The following is a 17,691-nucleotide window of genomic DNA, read 5'->3' on the forward strand; positions in this document are numbered from 1 at the left end:
TAACTAACTCTCATAACCGAGAGAAATCATTGAAAAGTGCAAGCCCCATTAACAGCACCAGCAGAATCGAGCCAATGCGATAACAAAAGTCTTGAACCCGCTCGGATACCGGTCCGCCCTTGATCTTTTCGATCGCAAGGAACAGCAGATGCCCCCCGTCAAGTACGGGCAACGGAAACAGGTTAATTATCCCTAAGTTCACGCTAATAAGCGCAAGAAACGGCAGGTAATAAACTACCCCGAGTTCCGCTGTCATCCCAGCCCCCTTGGCGATAGAGATCGGCCCACTGAGGTTGTTCAGTTTCACATCACCGGTGATCAATTTTCCCAGCATACTGACCGTCAGCTTCATCAACTGCCACGTTTTGTCCGTGGCTTCGACGATAGCGTTGAACGGCCCATACTGGCGTACAACTTTATACTCATCTGGCAAAGGAATGACTTTCGGCTCAATACCGACAAAACCAATCGCTTTACCCTTACCCGGTTTACTCTCCGGGATTAATGTCAAAGACAAGGGACTCCCCTGCCTTTCGATTTCTAACGCTAAGGATTTACCCGGGTTATCCCGGACAAGCATCACAAAGGTCACCCACTGCGTTAAGGGCTGACCATCGACTTTAACGATCCTGTCGCCTGCTTGCAAACCTGCCTTGCTTGCCGCCGAGTTTGGCTGCACATTTTCCAGTACAGGTTCAATTTGCGGCCCACGAGGACGAATCCCCAACGAAGATACCGGATCTTCTTTATCAGGCTCAAACGCCCAGTGACGTAAATCGAGCTTTACATCCCGCCGTTGGTCGCTGCCAAATGGCGCTACCGTAATGGTGGTGCTTTCATCGCCAATTTTATCGACCAACTGCAAACGCACGGCATCCCAATCAGGCGTTTCGATACCATCTACGGCTTTTAGTTCCGTACCTGGTGCAATTTGTGCTTCCGCAGCTATCGAATTGGCTGCTATTTCACCAACCACCGGACGTACGCCAGGCACACCAATAATAAAAACCAGCCAGTAGGCAAAGATAGCAAAAATGAAGTTTGCAACCGGACCTGCGGCAATAATCGCCGCTCGTTGGCCGACAGATTTATTATTGAAGGCATGGTGGCGGAGTTCCGGAACGACCGGTTCTGCGCGCTCATCCAGCATTTTGACATAACCGCCCAACGGGATCAGGGCGATAACATATTCGGTGCCGAGCTTATCAGTTCGCCGCCAGAGCGCCTTACCAAACCCTATTGAGAAACGCTCAACGCGAACACCACAACGCCGGGCAACCCAGAAATGACCAAATTCATGCACGGTGATAAGTACACCCAGTGCAACGATGAACGAAGCCAAATCCCAGAGAAAACTCAGCATATTACCTTCCGTTAAAGCGTCCTGAATACCAGTAACAACAAGCAAGCAAAGACCGGTACCGCAGCCGTCAGGCTATCAATACGATCTAAAATACCACCGTGTCCTGGAATTAAATGACCGCTGTCCTTAATTCCTGCTTCACGCTTAAACATACTTTCGGTCAGATCGCCGAGCACTGAGGCTAACGCTGCGACAATAGAGCAAATGAGTAAGGTGACGGGAGCGACGTCGAGATTCACCCACATGCCATAACCCCATGAGATTACCGCTGCGGTCACTAGTCCACCGATAAAGCCTTGCCAGGTTTTACCCGGAGAAACCTTCGGTGCCAGTTTATGTTTACCAAACAATTTGCCAAACATATATGCGCCAGAGTCAGCGCCCCATACCAGGATCATGACATAGAGCAGCCATATTGCGCCACTGTAATGATTCTCGCCGTAGTGCCAGGCCCGTAACGCCAGCATGCCCCAGAAGAAGGGAACAATGGTTAGCACGCCAAAAATAATGCGCAATGTTTTAGAGTTACGCCAGATTGCTGCGGAACCTGGGTAAAACAGCACCAGCAATAGCGCGACAATCCACCAACCCAGCGAAGCCCAAAGTGAGATTTCAACCAGCGGTTGATGAATATTTCGGTGATATTCCGGCAACAGAAAAAGCATCAGCGCCAACAATAACCCACATAACACCGCCAACCATACTCGCTGCGAACGAGTGGTAAAACCGCTAAGCTGTCCCCATTCCCACGCTGCCAGCATACAGACCACCAGCGTTACAATGGCGAACCCCACCGGCGGCAACAGAAACAACGCCGCGATGACGACGGGTATTAACACAAAAGCAGATATCAGGCGATACTTCAGCAAAAGCGACCCCCATCAGGCTGTTTCATCACCGGGCTCGGTGCCGCCGAAACGACGCTCTCGATTAGCAAAGGCATTTAACGCCCCTTCAAAGTCTTGTTCATCGAAATCGGGCCAGAGAACATCTGTAAAGTAAAGTTCGGCATAGGCAATTTGCCAAAGCAAAAAGTTACTAATGCGATGCTCCCCCCCAGTCCTAATTACTAAATCTACAGGGGCCAGTTCATGCATACAGACATGCTGGTTTAGCATCTCTTCATCTATCTGATCTGGTTGCAGGTTTCCTTGCTGCACCTTTTCAGCCAGTTGCCTGACTCCCTGGACTATATCCCAACGTCCACCGTAGTTCGCCGCAATATTCAGCGTCAGACCGGTATTCCCGGCTGTTAGCGCTTCAGATTTACGAATACGTTCTTGCAAACGCGAGTTAAAGCGACTGGTATCGCCAATAATACGCAGACGCACGTTATGTCGGTGCAGACTTTTTACTTCGCTATCTAGCGCCCACACAAACAGTTCCATTAACGCACTGACTTCCTGCGCTGGTCGGTTCCAGTTTTCACTACTAAAGGCATACAGCGTTAACGCCTCAATACCGTTGTTGGCCGCAAAAGAGACAGCCCGGCGGACGGATTTTGCCCCGGCTTTATGCCCAAAGGCACGAATCTTCCCTTGCTTTTTTGCCCAGCGACCATTGCCGTCCATAATGATCGCAACATGACGACAGCCATGCGCTGGCAATTTTTCGCTAAGTGGTTGAGTAGCAGACAACATCACGCGTTTCTTATTCCCTGACAGGGTTTACGGTACTCAGGAATACTGAAGCCTATACAAAAAAAAGCCGTGTAAAACCACGGCATACCTGACCTTATAAAGCCAACTACTTACGATCAGATGGCGCAGACTATATCACTGAAGCCCTACGCTAACAAATAGCGCGACTCTCTGTAGCCGGATTATCCTCAGCTTGCGAGACGCATCACCTCTTTTCTGGCGACTTCACGCGCGTTCGCATCAACAGATAACACATCATCCACACATTGTGGTTCGCGCATATCCATTTTTTCCAGTACGGATAAATTCAACGCAGCGATATCCGTAAAGCGGATTTGTTGCGCAAGAAAAGCAGCCACGGTGATTTCGTTTGCGGCATTCAATGCTGTCGTCGCTGCCTGGCCTTGTTCGAACGCCTCCATCGCCAGTTTCAGGCATGGATAACGATCATAATCCGGTGCGGCAAATGTCAACGCATTTAGTTTGCAAAAATCGAGCGGCTTCACGCCAGAGTTCACGCGATTCGGCCATGCCATGGTGTGAGCAATTGGCGTACGCATATCCGGTTCACCCAGCTGCGCCAGAACACTGCCGTCCTGGTAGCGCACCATTGAGTGAATCACTGACTGCGGGTGAATCAGCACTTCCATCTGGCTGGCGCTGGCGTTAAACAGCCAACGCGCTTCAATGTATTCCAGACCTTTGTTCATCATGGTAGCCGAATCGACGGAAATTTTACGTCCCATCGACCAGTTCGGATGACGGCAGGCTTGATCGGGCGTCATTGTTGCCAAATCGCGCAATGGCGTCTCACGGAAAGGGCCACCAGACCCGGTAAGTAAAATGGACACCACGCCATTTTGCTCAAGGTCAGCGTATCCCAGATTATGCTGGATAGGTTGCGGTAAACTCTGAAAAATAGCGTTATGTTCGCTATCGACCGGTAACAATTGCGCTTTGCTCTGCTTTACGGCGTCCATAAACAGACGTCCGCAGGTAACCAGTGATTCTTTATTGGCCAGCAAAATGGTTTTACCCGCGCGGATCGCAGCAAGCGTAGGTAACAGCCCAGCAGCGCCAACAATGGCTGCCATCACCTGATCAACATCCTCAAGCGCAGCCATATCGCAAGCGGCTTGTTGCCCACTTAAGACTTCGGTGCGGCTCCCCTGTTGCTGTAGCATCGTTTTAAGAAGTTTCGCACTCGCTTCATCGTCCATTACGGCATAGCGGGGAGAGAATTCCAGGCACTGTTCTACCATGCGAGTGACATTTTTGCCTGCCACCAGCGCAACTACGCGGAAGTGTTCGGGATTATGGCGCACCACGTCCAGCGTGCTGCAACCAATCGAGCCGGTCGAGCCCAGAATGGTGAGTTGCTTCATGAAACATCCAGAGTTGAGACAGAATAAAAAGCAAAACGCCGCCAGCCGATCCGCAAGGATCTACTGAGCGGCGTTTTTGTCGTTCAAGAAATCAGAACTGCATCAGTTCTGCTTCTTTGTCTGCCAGCGCCGCTTCAATTTTCTTGATTGCAGCATCAGTCAGTTTCTGTACATCGTCCTGAGAACGGCGATCGTCGTCTTCGCTGATCTCTTTATCTTTCAACAGTGCTTTCACTTTGTCGTTCGCGTCACGACGCACGTTACGTACTGCAACACGCGCTTGTTCTGCTTCACCACGAACGATTTTGGTCAGATCTTTACGACGTTCTTCCGTCAGCGGCGGCAGCGGAACACGGATGTCGCTACCCGCAGAGTTCGGGTTCAGGCCAAGATCGGACGCCATAATCGCTTTTTCAACGGCCGGAGACATTGAACGATCAAACACGTTGATTTTCAGAGTACGGGAATCTTCTACCGTTACGCTTGCCAGCTGACGCAGCGGCGTCGGCGTGCCGTAATATTCCACGACAATGCCATCCAGCAGGCTGGGAGAAGCACGACCCGTGCGTATTTTGCTGATTTGGGTTTTGAACGCTTCTACGCATTTGTCCATGCGTACTTCAGCATCTTTTCTGATATCGCTAATCACGTTACGAATCCTTGAAAACTTGTCTCAGTCAGACCAGACAGTCACACACAGTGGAAGTGTGCTAAGTATAGCCCTGATTAAACATATTACGGGTAAGATCCCCCGCGATACTTACGCGGAATCTTACCCTTATTTATCCATCACGGGAATTACTCCGTGATTAAAGTCCCTTCTTTTTCACCCATTACCACACGGCGCAGCGCACCCGGTTTGTTCATGTTGAAAACGCGAATCGGTAATTTATGGTCACGAGCAAGCGTGAAGGCCGCCAGGTCCATGACTTTCAGCTCTTTTTCCAGCACTTCGCTGTAAGTCAGTTGCTCGTACATGGTTGCGGTTGGATCTTTCGCCGGATCAGCAGTAAACACGCCGTCAACTTTGGTTGCTTTCAGCACCACATCGGCTTCAATTTCGATACCACGCAGGCAAGCTGCTGAGTCGGTGGTAAAGAACGGGTTACCTGTACCGGCGGAGAGGATCACCACACGGTTGTTGCGCAACAGGCTGATAGCTTCTGCCCAGCTGTAGCTGTCGCACACGCCATTCAATGGAATAGCGGACATCAGACGAGCGTTCACATAGGCGCGGTGCAGTGCATCACGCATTGCCAGGCCGTTCATTACGGTCGCCAGCATCCCCATGTGGTCGCCCACAACGCGGTTCATACCCGCTTTCGCCAGACCAGCGCCACGGAACAGGTTACCCCCACCAATCACCACACCAACCTGAATACCCAGTTCAACCAGTTCTTTGATTTCCTGAGCCATGCGATCCAGTATGCTTGCATCAATACCGAAGCCTTCAGTGCCCTGCAGAGCTTCGCCACTCAACTTAAGCAGAATGCGTTTATAGACGGGTTTTGCATTGGTAGCCATGTTTCTTTCCTGAGACTGTCAACGATTGAAATGAATTAATACTAGCGACATTGTACGTCGCTTTTCAGCGCAGCCCCACAAGGGTTAGCTGAATTTACAAGATGGGCACAAAAAGAAGCCGCCCTCAGGCGGCTCCTTTTCGATAATTAAGACTGCTTGGACATCGCAGCAACTTCTGCTGCAAAGTCAGTCTCAACTTTCTCGATGCCTTCACCCACTTCGAAGCGGATGAAGCCAGTCACTTCAGCGTTATGCTCTTTCAGCAGCTGACCAACAGTTTTGCTTGGTTCCATAACGAACGGCTGACCGGTCAGAGAAACTTCGCCGGTGAATTTCTTCATGCGGCCTTCAACCATTTTCTCTGCGATTTCTTTCGGCTTACCAGACTGCATCGCGATATCCAGCTGTACCTGGTATTCTTTTTCTACCACTTCAGCGGATACGTCTTCTGGTTTGATGAATTCTGGCTTGCTTGCAGCAACGTGCATAGCGATGTGTTTAACCAGCTCTTCGTCAGCGCCTTTAGCAGCAACCAGAACACCGATACGCGCACCGTGCTGATAAGAACCCAGAACGTCGCCTTCCAGCGCAGCAACGCGGCGAATGTTGATGTTTTCACCAATTTTCGCTACCAGCGCAACACGTTCTTCTTCGAACTGTGCTTTCAGAACTTCAACGTCAGTGATTTTGCCAGCAACAGCTGCGTCCAGAACTTTGTCTGCAAACGCCTGGAAACCAGCGTCTTTTGCAACGAAGTCAGTCTGGCAGTTAACTTCCAGAATGATGCCGTAGTTGCCGTCGATTTTGGTTTTGATCACGCCGTCAGCAGCAACGTTGCCTGCTTTTTTCGCTGCTTTAATAGCACCGGACTTACGCATGTTTTCGATTGCCAGCTCGATGTCGCCGTTAGCTTCAGTCAGTGCTTTTTTGCAATCCATCATGCCTGCGCCAGTACGCTCACGCAGCTCTTTTACCAGGGATGCGGTAATTTCAGCCATTCTAAAATCCTCGGAGATGTGATCTGCCCGGCATTAAACCGCACAGATATAAAAGTGAAAAAGGGGGCCATATGCAGGCCCCCTAACCAAACGTGTACTACCTGGTCTATAAGGGCTCGTACGAGCGTGCCTTATTACTCAGCTTCTACGAAGCTTTCTTCCGCCTGGGAAGCCAGATCCTGAGAACGGCCTTCACGTACGGTTGCAGCAACAGCGCCCAGGTACAGGGTCACAGCACGGATTGCGTCGTCGTTACCCGGGATAACGAAGTCAACACCGTCCGGATCAGAGTTGGTATCAACGATAGCAAATACCGGAATACCCAGGTTGTTTGCTTCTTTGATAGCAATGTGTTCGTGGTCAGCATCGATTACAAACAGAGCGTCCGGCAGACCGCCCATGTCTTTGATACCGCCCAGGCTGTTTTCCAGTTTCTCCAGCTCACGAGTGCGCATCAGCGCTTCTTTCTTGGTCAGCTTGTCGAAAGTACCGTCCTGAGACTGAGTTTCCAGGTCTTTCAGACGTTTGATGGACTGACGAACGGTTTTCCAGTTAGTCAGCATACCGCCCAGCCAGCGATGGTTCACGAAGAACTGGTCGCAGCTCAGAGCAGCGTCTTTCACCGCTTCGCTTGCAGCGCGTTTAGTACCAACGAAAAGGATTTTACCTTTGCGAGAAGCAATCTTGTTCAGTTCAGCCAGAGCTTCGTTGAACATCGGTACAGTTTTCTCAAGGTTGATGATGTGAACTTTGTTACGCGCACCGAAGATGAACGGCTTCATTTTCGGGTTCCAGTAACGGGTCTGGTGACCGAAGTGAACACCAGCCTTGAGCATGTCGCGCATGGAAACAGTTGCCATGATTAAAACCTCTATATAAAAGTTGGGGTTATGCCTCCACGTATCCCATATTACCGACCCCAAAGGGCACCCCGGAATATGTGCCGATACGTGTGTGTTGTTACACAAAGTGAGATTGTCGCTTCCGTCCAGTCTGTGTATACGAAATGGATCGGAAGTCCGGCGCGCTTTATACCACAAATACGTCGTGGACACCAATAATTGTTGGCGCTGTGTACAGCATCAGACGTTGAATTTTCTATTATAGAAAACCTTCAGTGGCACGTTTGGCGAAATTCAGAATGATTCTCAATTTGCCCGGGTGTGATACCATTGACGGCACTTACATATATATTGTCGGTATCACCGACGCTGATGGACAGAATTAATGGCTATCTCAATCAAGACCCCAGAAGATATCGAAAAAATGCGCGTCGCTGGCCGACTGGCTGCCGAAGTGCTGGAGATGATCGAACCGTATGTTAAACCGGGCGTCAGCACCGGCGAGCTGGATCGCATCTGTAATGATTACATTGTTAATGAACAACACGCGGTTTCTGCCTGCCTCGGCTATCACGGCTATCCGAAATCCGTTTGCATCTCTATTAATGAAGTGGTGTGCCACGGTATCCCGGACGACGCCAAGCTGCTGAAAGATGGCGATATCGTTAACATTGATGTCACCGTAATCAAAGATGGTTTCCACGGCGATACCTCGAAAATGTTTATCGTCGGTAAGCCAACCATCATGGGCGAACGTCTGTGCCGCATCACGCAAGAAAGCCTGTACCTGGCGCTACGCATGGTAAAACCTGGCATTAATCTGCGCGAAATCGGTGCGGCAATTCAGAAATTTGTCGAAGCAGAAGGCTTCTCCGTCGTTCGTGAATATTGTGGACACGGTATTGGTCGCGGCTTCCACGAAGAACCGCAGGTGCTGCACTATGACTCCCGTGAAACCAACGTCGTGCTGAAACCGGGGATGACGTTCACCATCGAGCCAATGGTCAACGCGGGTAAAAAAGAGATCCGCACCATGAAAGATGGCTGGACGGTAAAAACCAAAGATCGCAGCTTGTCTGCACAATATGAGCATACTATTGTGGTGACTGATAACGGCTGCGAAATTCTGACGCTACGCAAGGATGACACCATCCCGGCGATAATCTCGCACGACGAATAAAATGAAGCCGGCGAATGCCGGCTTTTTTAATGCAATAATTTAATCTTATGGGTGGCGCACAATGAATACCCTTCCAGAACAGTACGCAAACACCGCTCTCCCCACCCTGCCCGGTCAACCGCAAAATCCATGCGCCTGGCCCCGTGATGAATTAACCGTCGGTGGGATAAAAGCCCATATCGATACTTTCCAGCGTTGGCTGGGTGATGCCTTTGACAATGGTATCTCCGCAGAACAGTTGATTGAGGCGCGTACCGAGTTTATCGACCAGCTCCTTCAACGATTATGGATTGAAGCGGGATTCAGCCAGATTGCCGACCTGGCATTGGTCGCCGTCGGTGGCTACGGTCGTGGCGAGCTGCATCCACTTTCTGACATCGATTTACTGATTTTAAGCCGTAAAAAGCTCCCGGACGATCAGGCGCAAAAAGTGGGCGAGCTGTTAACGCTGCTCTGGGATGTAAAGCTGGAAGTAGGTCATAGCGTGCGCACGCTTGAAGAGTGCATGCTGGAAGGGTTATCGGATTTAACCGTCGCCACCAATTTAATCGAATCCCGCTTATTAATTGGCGATGTTGCGCTGTTCCTCGAACTGCAAAAACATATTTTTAGCGAAGGATTCTGGCCTTCCGACAAGTTCTACGCGGCGAAAGTTGAAGAACAGAACCAGCGCCATCAGCGTTACCACGGCACCAGCTACAATCTTGAACCAGACATCAAAAGTAGCCCCGGCGGCTTGCGCGATATCCACACTCTGCAATGGGTGGCCCGCCGTCATTTTGGCGCAACATCGCTGGATGAAATGGTAGGGTTTGGCTTCTTAACCTCTGCGGAGCGAGCGGAATTAAACGAATGCCTGCATATATTGTGGCGCATTCGCTTTGCCCTGCATCTGGTCGTCAGTCGTTACGATAATCGCCTGTTATTCGATCGCCAGCTTAGCGTCGCCCAGCGTTTGAATTACAGTGGTGAAGGTAACGAACCGGTCGAGCGGATGATGAAGGATTACTTCCGCGTTACACGCCGCGTCAGTGAACTCAACCAGATGCTGCTGCAACTGTTCGATGAAGCCATCCTCGCCCTTCCCGCCGACGAAAAACCACGTCCAATCGACGATGAGTTTCAGCTACGCGGAACGCTGATCGACCTGCGTGATGAAACACTATTTATGCGCCAGCCAGAAGCCATCTTGCGTATGTTCTACACCATGGTGCGCAACAGTGCGATCACCGGCATTTACTCCACCACACTACGCCAGTTACGCCACGCCCGTCGCCACCTGCAACAACCTCTGTGTAATATTCCGGAAGCGCGAAAACTGTTTTTGAGCATTCTGCGTCACCCCGGAGCGGTGCGGCGCGGGCTATTGCCAATGCATCGCCATAGCGTACTCGGCGCGTATATGCCGCAATGGTCGCATATCGTCGGGCAGATGCAGTTTGATCTGTTCCACGCCTACACGGTGGATGAACATACTATCCGCGTGATGCTGAAACTGGAGAGTTTTGCCAGTGAAGAAACGCGCCAGCGCCATCCGTTGTGTGTGGACGTCTGGCCGCGCCTGCCGTCAACTGAGCTGATTTTCATCGCCGCGCTGTTTCACGATATCGCCAAAGGACGCGGCGGCGACCACTCCATTCTCGGTGCTCAGGATGTAGTGCATTTTGCCGAACTCCACGGGCTGAACTCACGCGAAACACAGTTGGTCGCCTGGCTGGTTCGCCAGCACTTGCTGATGTCGGTGACCGCTCAGCGCCGCGATATTCAGGACCCGGAAGTCATCAAGCAGTTTGCCGAAGAAGTTCAAACGGAAAATCGTCTGCGCTATCTGGTATGCCTGACAGTGGCTGACATTTGCGCCACCAACGAAACACTGTGGAATAGCTGGAAGCAAAGTCTGTTGCGCGAACTCTATTTTGCCACCGAAAAGCAGCTACGACGCGGAATGCAAAACACGCCGGATATGCGCGAACGGGTTCGCCATCACCAACTCCAGGCGCTGGCGCTACTGCGCATGGATAACATCGACGAAGAGGCGCTGCACCAAATTTGGTCACGCTGTCGCGCTAACTATCTTGTCCGCCATAGCCCAAATCAACTGGCCTGGCACGCACGCCATTTATTACAGCATGATTTAAGCAAACCGCTGGTACTGCTTAGCCCGCAGGCTACGCGTGGAGGCACCGAGATTTTTATCTGGAGCCCGGACCGCCCCTATCTGTTTGCCGCCGTCTGTGCCGAATTAGACCGCCGCAATTTAAGTGTTCACGACGCACAAATTTTCACCACTCGCGACGGTATGGCGATGGATACCTTTATAGTGCTGGAACCCGATGGTAGCCCGCTATCCGCAGATCGTCATGAGGTTATTCGGTTTGGTCTGGAGCAAGTACTGATACAAAGTAGCTGGCAGCCACCGCAGCCCCGTCGCCAACCCGCCAAATTGCGCCATTTTACTGTTGAAACCGAAGTGACGTTTTTGCCGACCCATACCGACCGCAAATCGTTCCTCGAACTGATCGCCCTCGACCAACCTGGACTGCTGGCGCGAGTCGGGAAAATTTTTGCCGATCTGGGAATTTCGCTTCATGGCGCCCGAATTACAACCATTGGCGAGCGAGTAGAAGATTTATTCATAATTGCCACCGCTGACCGGCGTGCGCTTAATAACGAGTTGCAGCAGGAAGTGCATCAGCGGTTGACAGAGGCCCTCAATCCAAACGATAAAGGGTGATGTGTTTACTGATATGAAAAGAGTTTAACAATGCAGCAGTTACAGAACATTATTGAAACCGCTTTTGAACGCCGTGCCGAGATCACGCCAGCCAATGCAGACACCGTTACCCGCGAAGCGGTAAATCAGGTGATCGCCCTGCTGGATTCCGGCGCACTGCGTGTAGCGGAAAAAATTGACGGTCAGTGGGTGACGCATCAGTGGTTGAAAAAAGCGGTGCTGCTCTCTTTCCGTATTAATGATAATCAGGTGATCGAAGGGGCAGAAAGCCGCTACTTCGACAAAGTGCCGATGAAATTCGCTAACTACGATGAAGCACGTTTCCAGAAAGAAGGCTTCCGCGTCGTGCCACCAGCGGCAGTGCGTCAGGGCGCGTTCATTGCCCGTAACACCGTGCTGATGCCGTCTTACGTCAACATCGGCGCATATGTTGATGAAGGCACCATGGTTGATACCTGGGCGACCGTCGGTTCCTGTGCGCAGATTGGTAAAAACGTCCACCTTTCCGGTGGCGTGGGTATCGGCGGCGTGCTGGAGCCGCTGCAGGCTAACCCGACCATTATTGAAGATAACTGCTTCATCGGCGCACGCTCTGAAGTGGTTGAAGGGGTGATTGTCGAAGAAGGTTCCGTCATCTCTATGGGCGTATACATTGGTCAGAGCACCCGTATTTATGACCGTGAAACCGGCGAAATCCACTACGGTCGCGTTCCGGCGGGGTCTGTGGTTGTTTCAGGTAATCTGCCGTCGAAAGATGGCAAATACAGCCTCTACTGTGCAGTTATCGTTAAGAAAGTTGACGCGAAAACTCGCGGTAAAGTTGGTATTAACGAACTGCTGCGTACCATCGACTAAAAGTATGTACACGGGCAGCACGACGCTGCCCGATTGCTTTCTGGCTCAGAATAATTCGTCCTACTCATTTTCCCCCTTTTTTTTAAATACTTTTTCATCTTGTTTCGGACTGTCATGTAATTCGCAAAATGAAGATAAATGTGCTAATCCATCCCATGGAATATCACCACAATAAAGCAGGTAATTTTTTGATTTTTACGCCATGATAGAAGTCTGGAAGAAAAAGGCTTTCTGCGATCACAGTCGAGCCGGGCGGGCCAGGCCAAATGCTAAAATAAGCACAATTTACTGACTCATTTTGAGGTAACGCTATGTACGACAATCTGAAAAGTCTGGGTATTACCAATCCTGAAGAAATTGATCGTTACAGCCTCCGGCAGGAAGCCAACAACGATATTCTGAAAATCTATTTCCAGAAAGACAAAGGCGAGTTTTTCGCCAAGAGCGTGAAGTTTAAATACCCGCGTCAGCGTAAAACGGTCGTCGCTGATGGTGTGGGTCAGGGTTATAAAGAAGTCCAGGAAATTAGCCCGAATCTACGGTATATCATTGATGAGCTTGATCAAATCTGCCAGCGTGACCGCAGCGAAGTTGATCTTAAGCGTAAGATCCTCGACGACTTACGTCACCTGGAGTCAGTAGTAACCAATAAGATCAGCGAGATTGAAGCCGATCTGGAAAAACTGACGCGTAAATAATGCCATTCTGTGGCCGGGTAAAGTCTCACTCGGCTGTAATTTTGTAATCGACCTACCGCTCTTCATCCAGTTGTAACGCCACATACAGCAGCAACCTGTCATCAAAATTGCCCAAATCAAGCCCGGTCAGTTCCGATATACGATTAAGCCGATATTCCAGTGTATTACGATGAATAAACAACGCCTTTGACGTTGCCAGCGGTTGCACATTGTGGCGAAACCACGCCGCCAGCGTTCGCCGCAGCAAGCCGTTATTGTCCATCGCTTTCAGCCGCGCCAGCGGTCGCGCCAGTTCGTTGGCTTGCCAGTCGCCACGCAAACTGTCGAGTAACACAGGTAACATCAGATCCTGATAAAAATAGCAGCGACTTTCTGGCATCCGCTGTTTACCCACCACCATCGTCGTTTTCGCCGTACGATAGGATCGGGCAATACTGCCAGGACCGGTAAAATAGTTGCCCAGCGAAACGCGAAAACGCAACTGGCCATACTCTTTCATGCGGGTAATCAGTTGTTCAACTCGCTTACGATGATCTTCTGCGTCCCAGCGCCCAAAAGAGTTCAACGCCGGTTTCAACACCACCATTTCGGTTAGCGAGACAATCGCCACCAGATTATTACGCTCGGGTGTAGTCAGCGCATTTTGCAGTTGCTGTAACTCCGCCATTGCGCTGTCCACACCAAGCTGACCGCTGTCGACCTCAACAATAGCCACCACTCGCGGTTGATTGAGATCGATCCCCAGCCGTTGCGCCCATTCAGTAAGTGCGGGAGTATTCTCCTCAGCCTGAATCAGGTTCATCACCAGTTCTTCCCGCAAACGGCTATCCTGCGCCAACAGGTGCATCAACCGCGACTGTTCCAGCATCATTTCAGCCGTCATGCAGACCAGTTCGCCATATTTACGCAGATTCTCTGGTTCACCTGTCAGGCCAATTACGCCGACAATTTCACCTTCCAGCCGTAACGGTAGATTAATCCCCTGCCGCACACCGTGCAGATGACGTGCCACCGCGTCATCGATATCGACGACTCGTCCTTGTGAAAGTACCAGCAATGCTCCTTCGTGCAATTCACCAATACGCTCACGATCGCCGCTGCCGATAATTCGCCCGCGGGCATCCATTACGTTGATATTGGTATCGATGATGCGCATGGTACGTGCCACGATATCCTGCGCCATTTTGGTATCAAGATGCCAGCCAGCCATAAGTCCTCCATTATGCACGGCTTAGCATAAGGAAGTACGTAACGTACGGCATTGTGCAAATGCCCAAAGGATGATGAAGATGTATGGAGTTGTGGTGAAGTTCACAGATTGTAAGGAGAACCCCTTCCCGTTTTCAGGAAGGGGTTGAGGGAGATTACTGCATTAACAGGTAGATGGTGCTGTCGCCGCGCTGAATGTTCAGTGCCAGCACAGACGGTTTGCTGTCGAGAACTTTACGCAGTTCAGCGATGTTTTTCACTGCCTGCTGGTTCGCGCCAATAATCACATCACCTTTCTTCAGGCCGATCTGCGCAGCCGGAGTGCCCGTTTTCACGTTGTTCACCACCACGCCCTGATCTTTGCCTTTGTTACTCATCTCAGCGCCTTCAATGCCGTTGAAGATGGTGCTGGAATCAACCTGATTCTGGCTGCTCTGCTGAAGTTCCAGGTTCACGTTAACCTGCTTCCCGTCGCGCAGTAAGCCCAGGGTCAGTTTGCTACCTACCGGCATAGTGCCCACCTGAGCACGCAGTGCGGCAAAGCTGCTGATTGGCTTACCGTTCAGTGAGGTGATCACATCACCCGCTTTAATGCCCGCTTTCGCGGCGGAAGAATTCGGCAGAACCTGGCTTACGAAAGCACCGCGCTGGGCGTCAACTTTCATCGCTTTCGCCAGATCGGAGTTCAGCTCAGTGCCCATAATACCCAACTCACCACGTTTCACCTGGCCGTATTCCACCATCTGCGAGGTCAGGTTTTTCACCATGTTGCTCGGGATAGCAAAACCGATACCGATGTTTCCGCCGTCCGGTGCGAGGATCGCGGTGTTGATACCAATCAGTTCGCCGTTCAGGTTAACCAACGCACCACCTGAGTTACCCCGGTTGATCGCTGCATCGGTCTGGATGAAGTTTTCGTAGTTTTCAGCGTTCAGGCCGCTACGTCCCAGCGCAGAGACAATCCCGGAAGTTACTGTCTCGCCCAGGCCGAACGGGTTACCAATTGCTACGGTGTAATCACCCACGCGCAGCGCATCAGAATCCGCCATCTTAATTGCGGTCAGGTTTTTCGGGTTCTGGATCTGGATCAGCGCGATATCAGAGCGCGGATCTTTGCCAACCATCTTCGCGTCGAACTTACGACCATCGCTCAGTTGGACTTTAATCACCGTCGCGTTATCAACAACGTGGTTGTTGGTGACGACATAGCCTTTATCGGCATCAATGATAACGCCGGAACCCAGCGCCATGAATTTCTGTTGCTGGCCGCCGCCATTACCGCCCAGGCCCCCCTGGCAGAACGGAGAGCTCTGGAACGGAGAACCCTCTTGGCAGAACGGAGAATCATCACCGAAGAACTGCTGGAAATTACGCGGCATACGCGGCGTATTAACGGTTGTGCTACCTTCTACGTTAATGCTGACCACTGAAGGCATCACCTTTTCGAGCATCGGTGCAAGGCTTGGCATCTGCTGGGCTGTCGTTGCTGAAGAAGTCTCAGCCGCCGTTGCAGAGAGCGGAGATAACGCCAAACCTAAACTCAGAGCCAGTGCACTCAGTGCTAATGTGGTTTTTTTCATGTATTTCAGTCTCGATTAACAGATAACGCAAAATTGCTGTGTTCTTCAGATTCGTTTTATAGCGCGAAGTTCCGAACTAAAGTTTCTGCAAAAGGTAAAAATTTATTGTTCGTCTTTACAAAAGCCTGGTTATTGTTCTACGGCCATCAGACGTCGGTATTCATCCCACGCATAGAGGTCGGTCATACCGCTGATATAATCCTGCAGCAGGCGGCAACGGTAATAATATTCCCATAGCGGAAACTCAGGAGAATCTGACGGTAATTTACTGACAGCCTCGACATAGGCCAGCCGATGGCGCGTCGAGAGTTTGTGGAATAAGCGCGTTTCAATAGGGAAACGTTTCACCCGTTCTTTTTCTACCAGTTCAGTAAAGTCTGATAACGGCAGGTTTAATAAAGGACGATAAATCTCTAATAATCCGCTAATGACCCGATAGCCCTGCAATTCAAGCTGCTCGACATCTGGATGGCTAAACACATGTTTTACAGCGACATTTTTATATAGCTTAAGAAGATCGCTGCATTCGCTGGCATCTTCCAATAATGCATGATTAAACGTTCCGGCGAAAATCGCAGGCAGATTATCAATAAATCGTTGTGCCGCGTAGGGTACCAGTTTATTTAGGGTGTTTACCCGTAAATACATAAAAAACTGATCTTCCGTACTGCGGCTTAAACTATTTGAGCGTGATTTTTCCCAGGCATTTTCAACCACCAGCGAAAAGAGCGAACCTTTCTCATGCTGGCCCCACGCCTCGTGCAAATGATGATAAAGCTGCTCAACGGTAAATATCCTTTTCTCTACCGCATCTTCAAGGTCTGCCACACAATAGGAGATGTCGTCGGCAGCTTCCATAATCCACGTTAACGGAAAACGACTGTAAAGCGCCAAATTAAGTTCTTTACGCAACCGGGCAATATAGGCTTCTTCAGAAAGATAATAACCCGGCTTTTTCATTAAATAGTGATGTGTCTCAGGCGTTTCGCCACGCCACCACGCCGGACGGGTATATTTTAAAATACCGCCAACCTGTGCCCAGGTGAGATTCATCCGCATCAATGTATGCACCAAACGAATACCCTGTGCGTTACCTTCAAAATGACATAAGTCCTGACGAATCTTGCGCCGCAGCGCGTTAAGCGGTTCTTCCCCGTCCCGTAAACGTAGTGCCGCCACGCTGCAGCGATCGTCAGTCAGAGGCTGGCTTTCGGCATCTTCCGGGTACAAACGCTGGCGAAACCAGTCATTTATCGCCGCTTCGCCAAAATGACCAAACGGCGGATTGCCGATATCGTGCATCAGGCATGACATCTCAACAATGCTTTCAAAGGGCCCGGTCAGTTCATCGAGACCATACGCCTCCACTAATTTAAGCTCTTTCAGACGGCTTAAAATTTCTTTGGCGATGTAGCGCCCCACCTGCTGGACTTCCATCGAGTGGGTAAGACGCGTGCGCACGGCGGCATTGCGCTCCAGTGGAAAAACCTGGGTCTTTTGTTGCAGACGACGAATTGCCGGAGAGTTAATGATACGCCCGCGATCGCTCTCGAAGATCCGCAGAATCTCATGTTCGGTTTTAACGCCCTGCGGTGAACGGTAACGACGATGCCAGTTTATTTTTTTTCGGAAATCAATCTGTGCCATGTCCTCTCCCGCGTGAGAAATACGCTTCCCCGTAAG

15 protein-coding genes are annotated in these 17,691 nt (G+C 50.7%); 4 read left to right on the forward strand and 11 right to left on the reverse strand.

From position 1 onward, the window contains the following. Positions 1 to 10 precede the first annotated feature (10 nt). The 8 genes from rseP to rpsB form a co-directional block, all read right to left on the reverse strand. Positions 11 to 1,363, reverse strand: a complete 1,353-nt coding sequence (gene rseP, locus ACJHYO_RS18950) for a sigma E protease regulator RseP (protein ID WP_001298422.1) — start codon at positions 1,361 to 1,363, stop codon at positions 11 to 13. 11 nt (positions 1,364 to 1,374) lie between these two features. Then, complete coding sequence (gene cdsA, locus ACJHYO_RS18955) at positions 1,375 to 2,232, reverse strand: phosphatidate cytidylyltransferase (RefSeq protein ID WP_033555671.1); 858 nt, start codon at positions 2,230 to 2,232, stop codon at positions 1,375 to 1,377. 12 nt (positions 2,233 to 2,244) lie between these two features. Beyond that, positions 2,245 to 3,003 (reverse strand): (2E,6E)-farnesyl-diphosphate-specific ditrans,polycis-undecaprenyl-diphosphate synthase, encoded by a 759-nt coding sequence (ispU, locus tag ACJHYO_RS18960; protein ID WP_001295562.1) that lies wholly within the window; start codon positions 3,001 to 3,003, stop codon positions 2,245 to 2,247. Between the two features lie 188 nt (positions 3,004 to 3,191). Continuing rightward, entirely contained in the window at positions 3,192 to 4,388 is a 1,197-nt protein-coding gene (ispC, locus tag ACJHYO_RS18965; RefSeq protein WP_000811920.1) for a 1-deoxy-D-xylulose-5-phosphate reductoisomerase, read from the reverse strand. Between the two features lie 91 nt (positions 4,389 to 4,479). Beyond that, positions 4,480 to 5,037, reverse strand: coding sequence for a ribosome recycling factor (gene frr / locus ACJHYO_RS18970; RefSeq protein ID WP_000622418.1), 558 nt, complete (start codon positions 5,035 to 5,037; stop codon positions 4,480 to 4,482). Positions 5,038 to 5,186: 149 nt separating this feature from the next. After that, entirely contained in the window at positions 5,187 to 5,912 is a 726-nt protein-coding gene (gene pyrH, locus ACJHYO_RS18975; RefSeq protein ID WP_000224573.1) for a UMP kinase, read from the reverse strand. 146 nt (positions 5,913 to 6,058) lie between these two features. Continuing rightward, on the reverse strand, positions 6,059 to 6,910 hold the full coding sequence (gene tsf, locus ACJHYO_RS18980) for a translation elongation factor Ts (RefSeq protein ID WP_000818114.1): 852 nt from the start codon (positions 6,908 to 6,910) through the stop codon (positions 6,059 to 6,061). A gap of 134 nt (positions 6,911 to 7,044) precedes the next feature. Beyond that, positions 7,045 to 7,770, reverse strand: coding sequence for a 30S ribosomal protein S2 (rpsB, locus tag ACJHYO_RS18985; protein ID WP_000246882.1), 726 nt, complete (start codon positions 7,768 to 7,770; stop codon positions 7,045 to 7,047). A 367-nt stretch (positions 7,771 to 8,137) separates the two neighbouring features. On the opposite strand from rpsB, the gene map reads away from it, so the two are divergent. The 4 genes from map to ACJHYO_RS19005 all read left to right on the forward strand — a co-directional run bounded on the left by map (position 8,138) and on the right by ACJHYO_RS19005 (position 13,219). After that, positions 8,138 to 8,932, forward strand: a complete 795-nt coding sequence (gene map, locus ACJHYO_RS18990; RefSeq protein ID WP_001018194.1) for a type I methionyl aminopeptidase — start codon at positions 8,138 to 8,140, stop codon at positions 8,930 to 8,932. Positions 8,933 to 8,993: 61 nt separating this feature from the next. Continuing rightward, positions 8,994 to 11,666 carry a bifunctional uridylyltransferase/uridylyl-removing protein GlnD gene (glnD, locus tag ACJHYO_RS18995; protein WP_085455686.1) on the forward strand — a complete coding sequence of 891 codons (2,673 nt, stop codon included), beginning with the start codon at positions 8,994 to 8,996 and terminating at the stop codon, positions 11,664 to 11,666. 30 nt (positions 11,667 to 11,696) lie between these two features. Then, positions 11,697 to 12,521, forward strand: a complete 825-nt coding sequence (gene dapD / locus ACJHYO_RS19000) for a 2,3,4,5-tetrahydropyridine-2,6-dicarboxylate N-succinyltransferase (RefSeq protein WP_001186656.1) — start codon at positions 11,697 to 11,699, stop codon at positions 12,519 to 12,521. A 311-nt stretch (positions 12,522 to 12,832) separates the two neighbouring features. Next, a complete protein-coding gene (locus ACJHYO_RS19005; RefSeq protein ID WP_000272188.1) occupies positions 12,833 to 13,219 on the forward strand; it encodes a DUF3461 family protein in 387 nt (128 codons plus the stop codon). Positions 13,220 to 13,271: 52 nt separating this feature from the next. Here ACJHYO_RS19005 and cdaR read toward each other — a convergent pair whose 3' ends face one another. The 3 genes from cdaR to dgt all read right to left on the reverse strand — a co-directional run bounded on the left by cdaR (position 13,272) and on the right by dgt (position 17,655). Then, positions 13,272 to 14,429 carry a DNA-binding transcriptional regulator CdaR gene (gene cdaR / locus ACJHYO_RS19010; RefSeq protein ID WP_000929439.1) on the reverse strand — a complete coding sequence of 386 codons (1,158 nt, stop codon included), beginning with the start codon at positions 14,427 to 14,429 and terminating at the stop codon, positions 13,272 to 13,274. Between the two features lie 154 nt (positions 14,430 to 14,583). After that, complete coding sequence (gene degP, locus ACJHYO_RS19015; protein ID WP_000753936.1) at positions 14,584 to 16,008, reverse strand: serine endoprotease DegP; 1,425 nt, start codon at positions 16,006 to 16,008, stop codon at positions 14,584 to 14,586. A gap of 129 nt (positions 16,009 to 16,137) precedes the next feature. Beyond that, the gene (dgt, locus tag ACJHYO_RS19020) at positions 16,138 to 17,655 is read right to left on the reverse strand and encodes a dGTPase (RefSeq protein WP_021515945.1); all 1,518 of its coding nucleotides are present in this window, start codon (positions 17,653 to 17,655) and stop codon (positions 16,138 to 16,140) included. Between the last annotated feature and the right edge of the window lie 36 nt (positions 17,656 to 17,691).

This window comes from Escherichia sp. WS1118, from assembly GCF_046487695.1.
Classification (GTDB): Bacteria; Pseudomonadota; Gammaproteobacteria; order Enterobacterales; family Enterobacteriaceae; genus Escherichia; species Escherichia coli.

Coding starts and splice junctions, on each gene's coding strand:
- degP (WP_000753936.1), bottom strand. CDS start 16,008: ATGAAAAAAACCACATTAGCACTGAGTGCACTGGCTCTGAGTTTAGGT.
- rpsB (WP_000246882.1), bottom strand. CDS start 7,770: ATGGCAACTGTTTCCATGCGCGACATGCTCAAGGCTGGTGTTCACTTC.
- glnD (WP_085455686.1), top strand. CDS start 8,994: ATGAATACCCTTCCAGAACAGTACGCAAACACCGCTCTCCCCACCCTG.
- pyrH (WP_000224573.1), bottom strand. CDS start 5,912: ATGGCTACCAATGCAAAACCCGTCTATAAACGCATTCTGCTTAAGTTG.
- dapD (WP_001186656.1), top strand. CDS start 11,697: ATGCAGCAGTTACAGAACATTATTGAAACCGCTTTTGAACGCCGTGCC.
- map (WP_001018194.1), top strand. CDS start 8,138: ATGGCTATCTCAATCAAGACCCCAGAAGATATCGAAAAAATGCGCGTC.
- ispC (WP_000811920.1), bottom strand. CDS start 4,388: ATGAAGCAACTCACCATTCTGGGCTCGACCGGCTCGATTGGTTGCAGC.
- tsf (WP_000818114.1), bottom strand. CDS start 6,910: ATGGCTGAAATTACCGCATCCCTGGTAAAAGAGCTGCGTGAGCGTACT.
- ACJHYO_RS19005 (WP_000272188.1), top strand. CDS start 12,833: ATGTACGACAATCTGAAAAGTCTGGGTATTACCAATCCTGAAGAAATT.
- ispU (WP_001295562.1), bottom strand. CDS start 3,003: ATGTTGTCTGCTACTCAACCACTTAGCGAAAAATTGCCAGCGCATGGC.
- dgt (WP_021515945.1), bottom strand. CDS start 17,655: ATGGCACAGATTGATTTCCGAAAAAAAATAAACTGGCATCGTCGTTAC.
- rseP (WP_001298422.1), bottom strand. CDS start 1,363: ATGCTGAGTTTTCTCTGGGATTTGGCTTCGTTCATCGTTGCACTGGGT.
- cdaR (WP_000929439.1), bottom strand. CDS start 14,429: ATGGCTGGCTGGCATCTTGATACCAAAATGGCGCAGGATATCGTGGCA.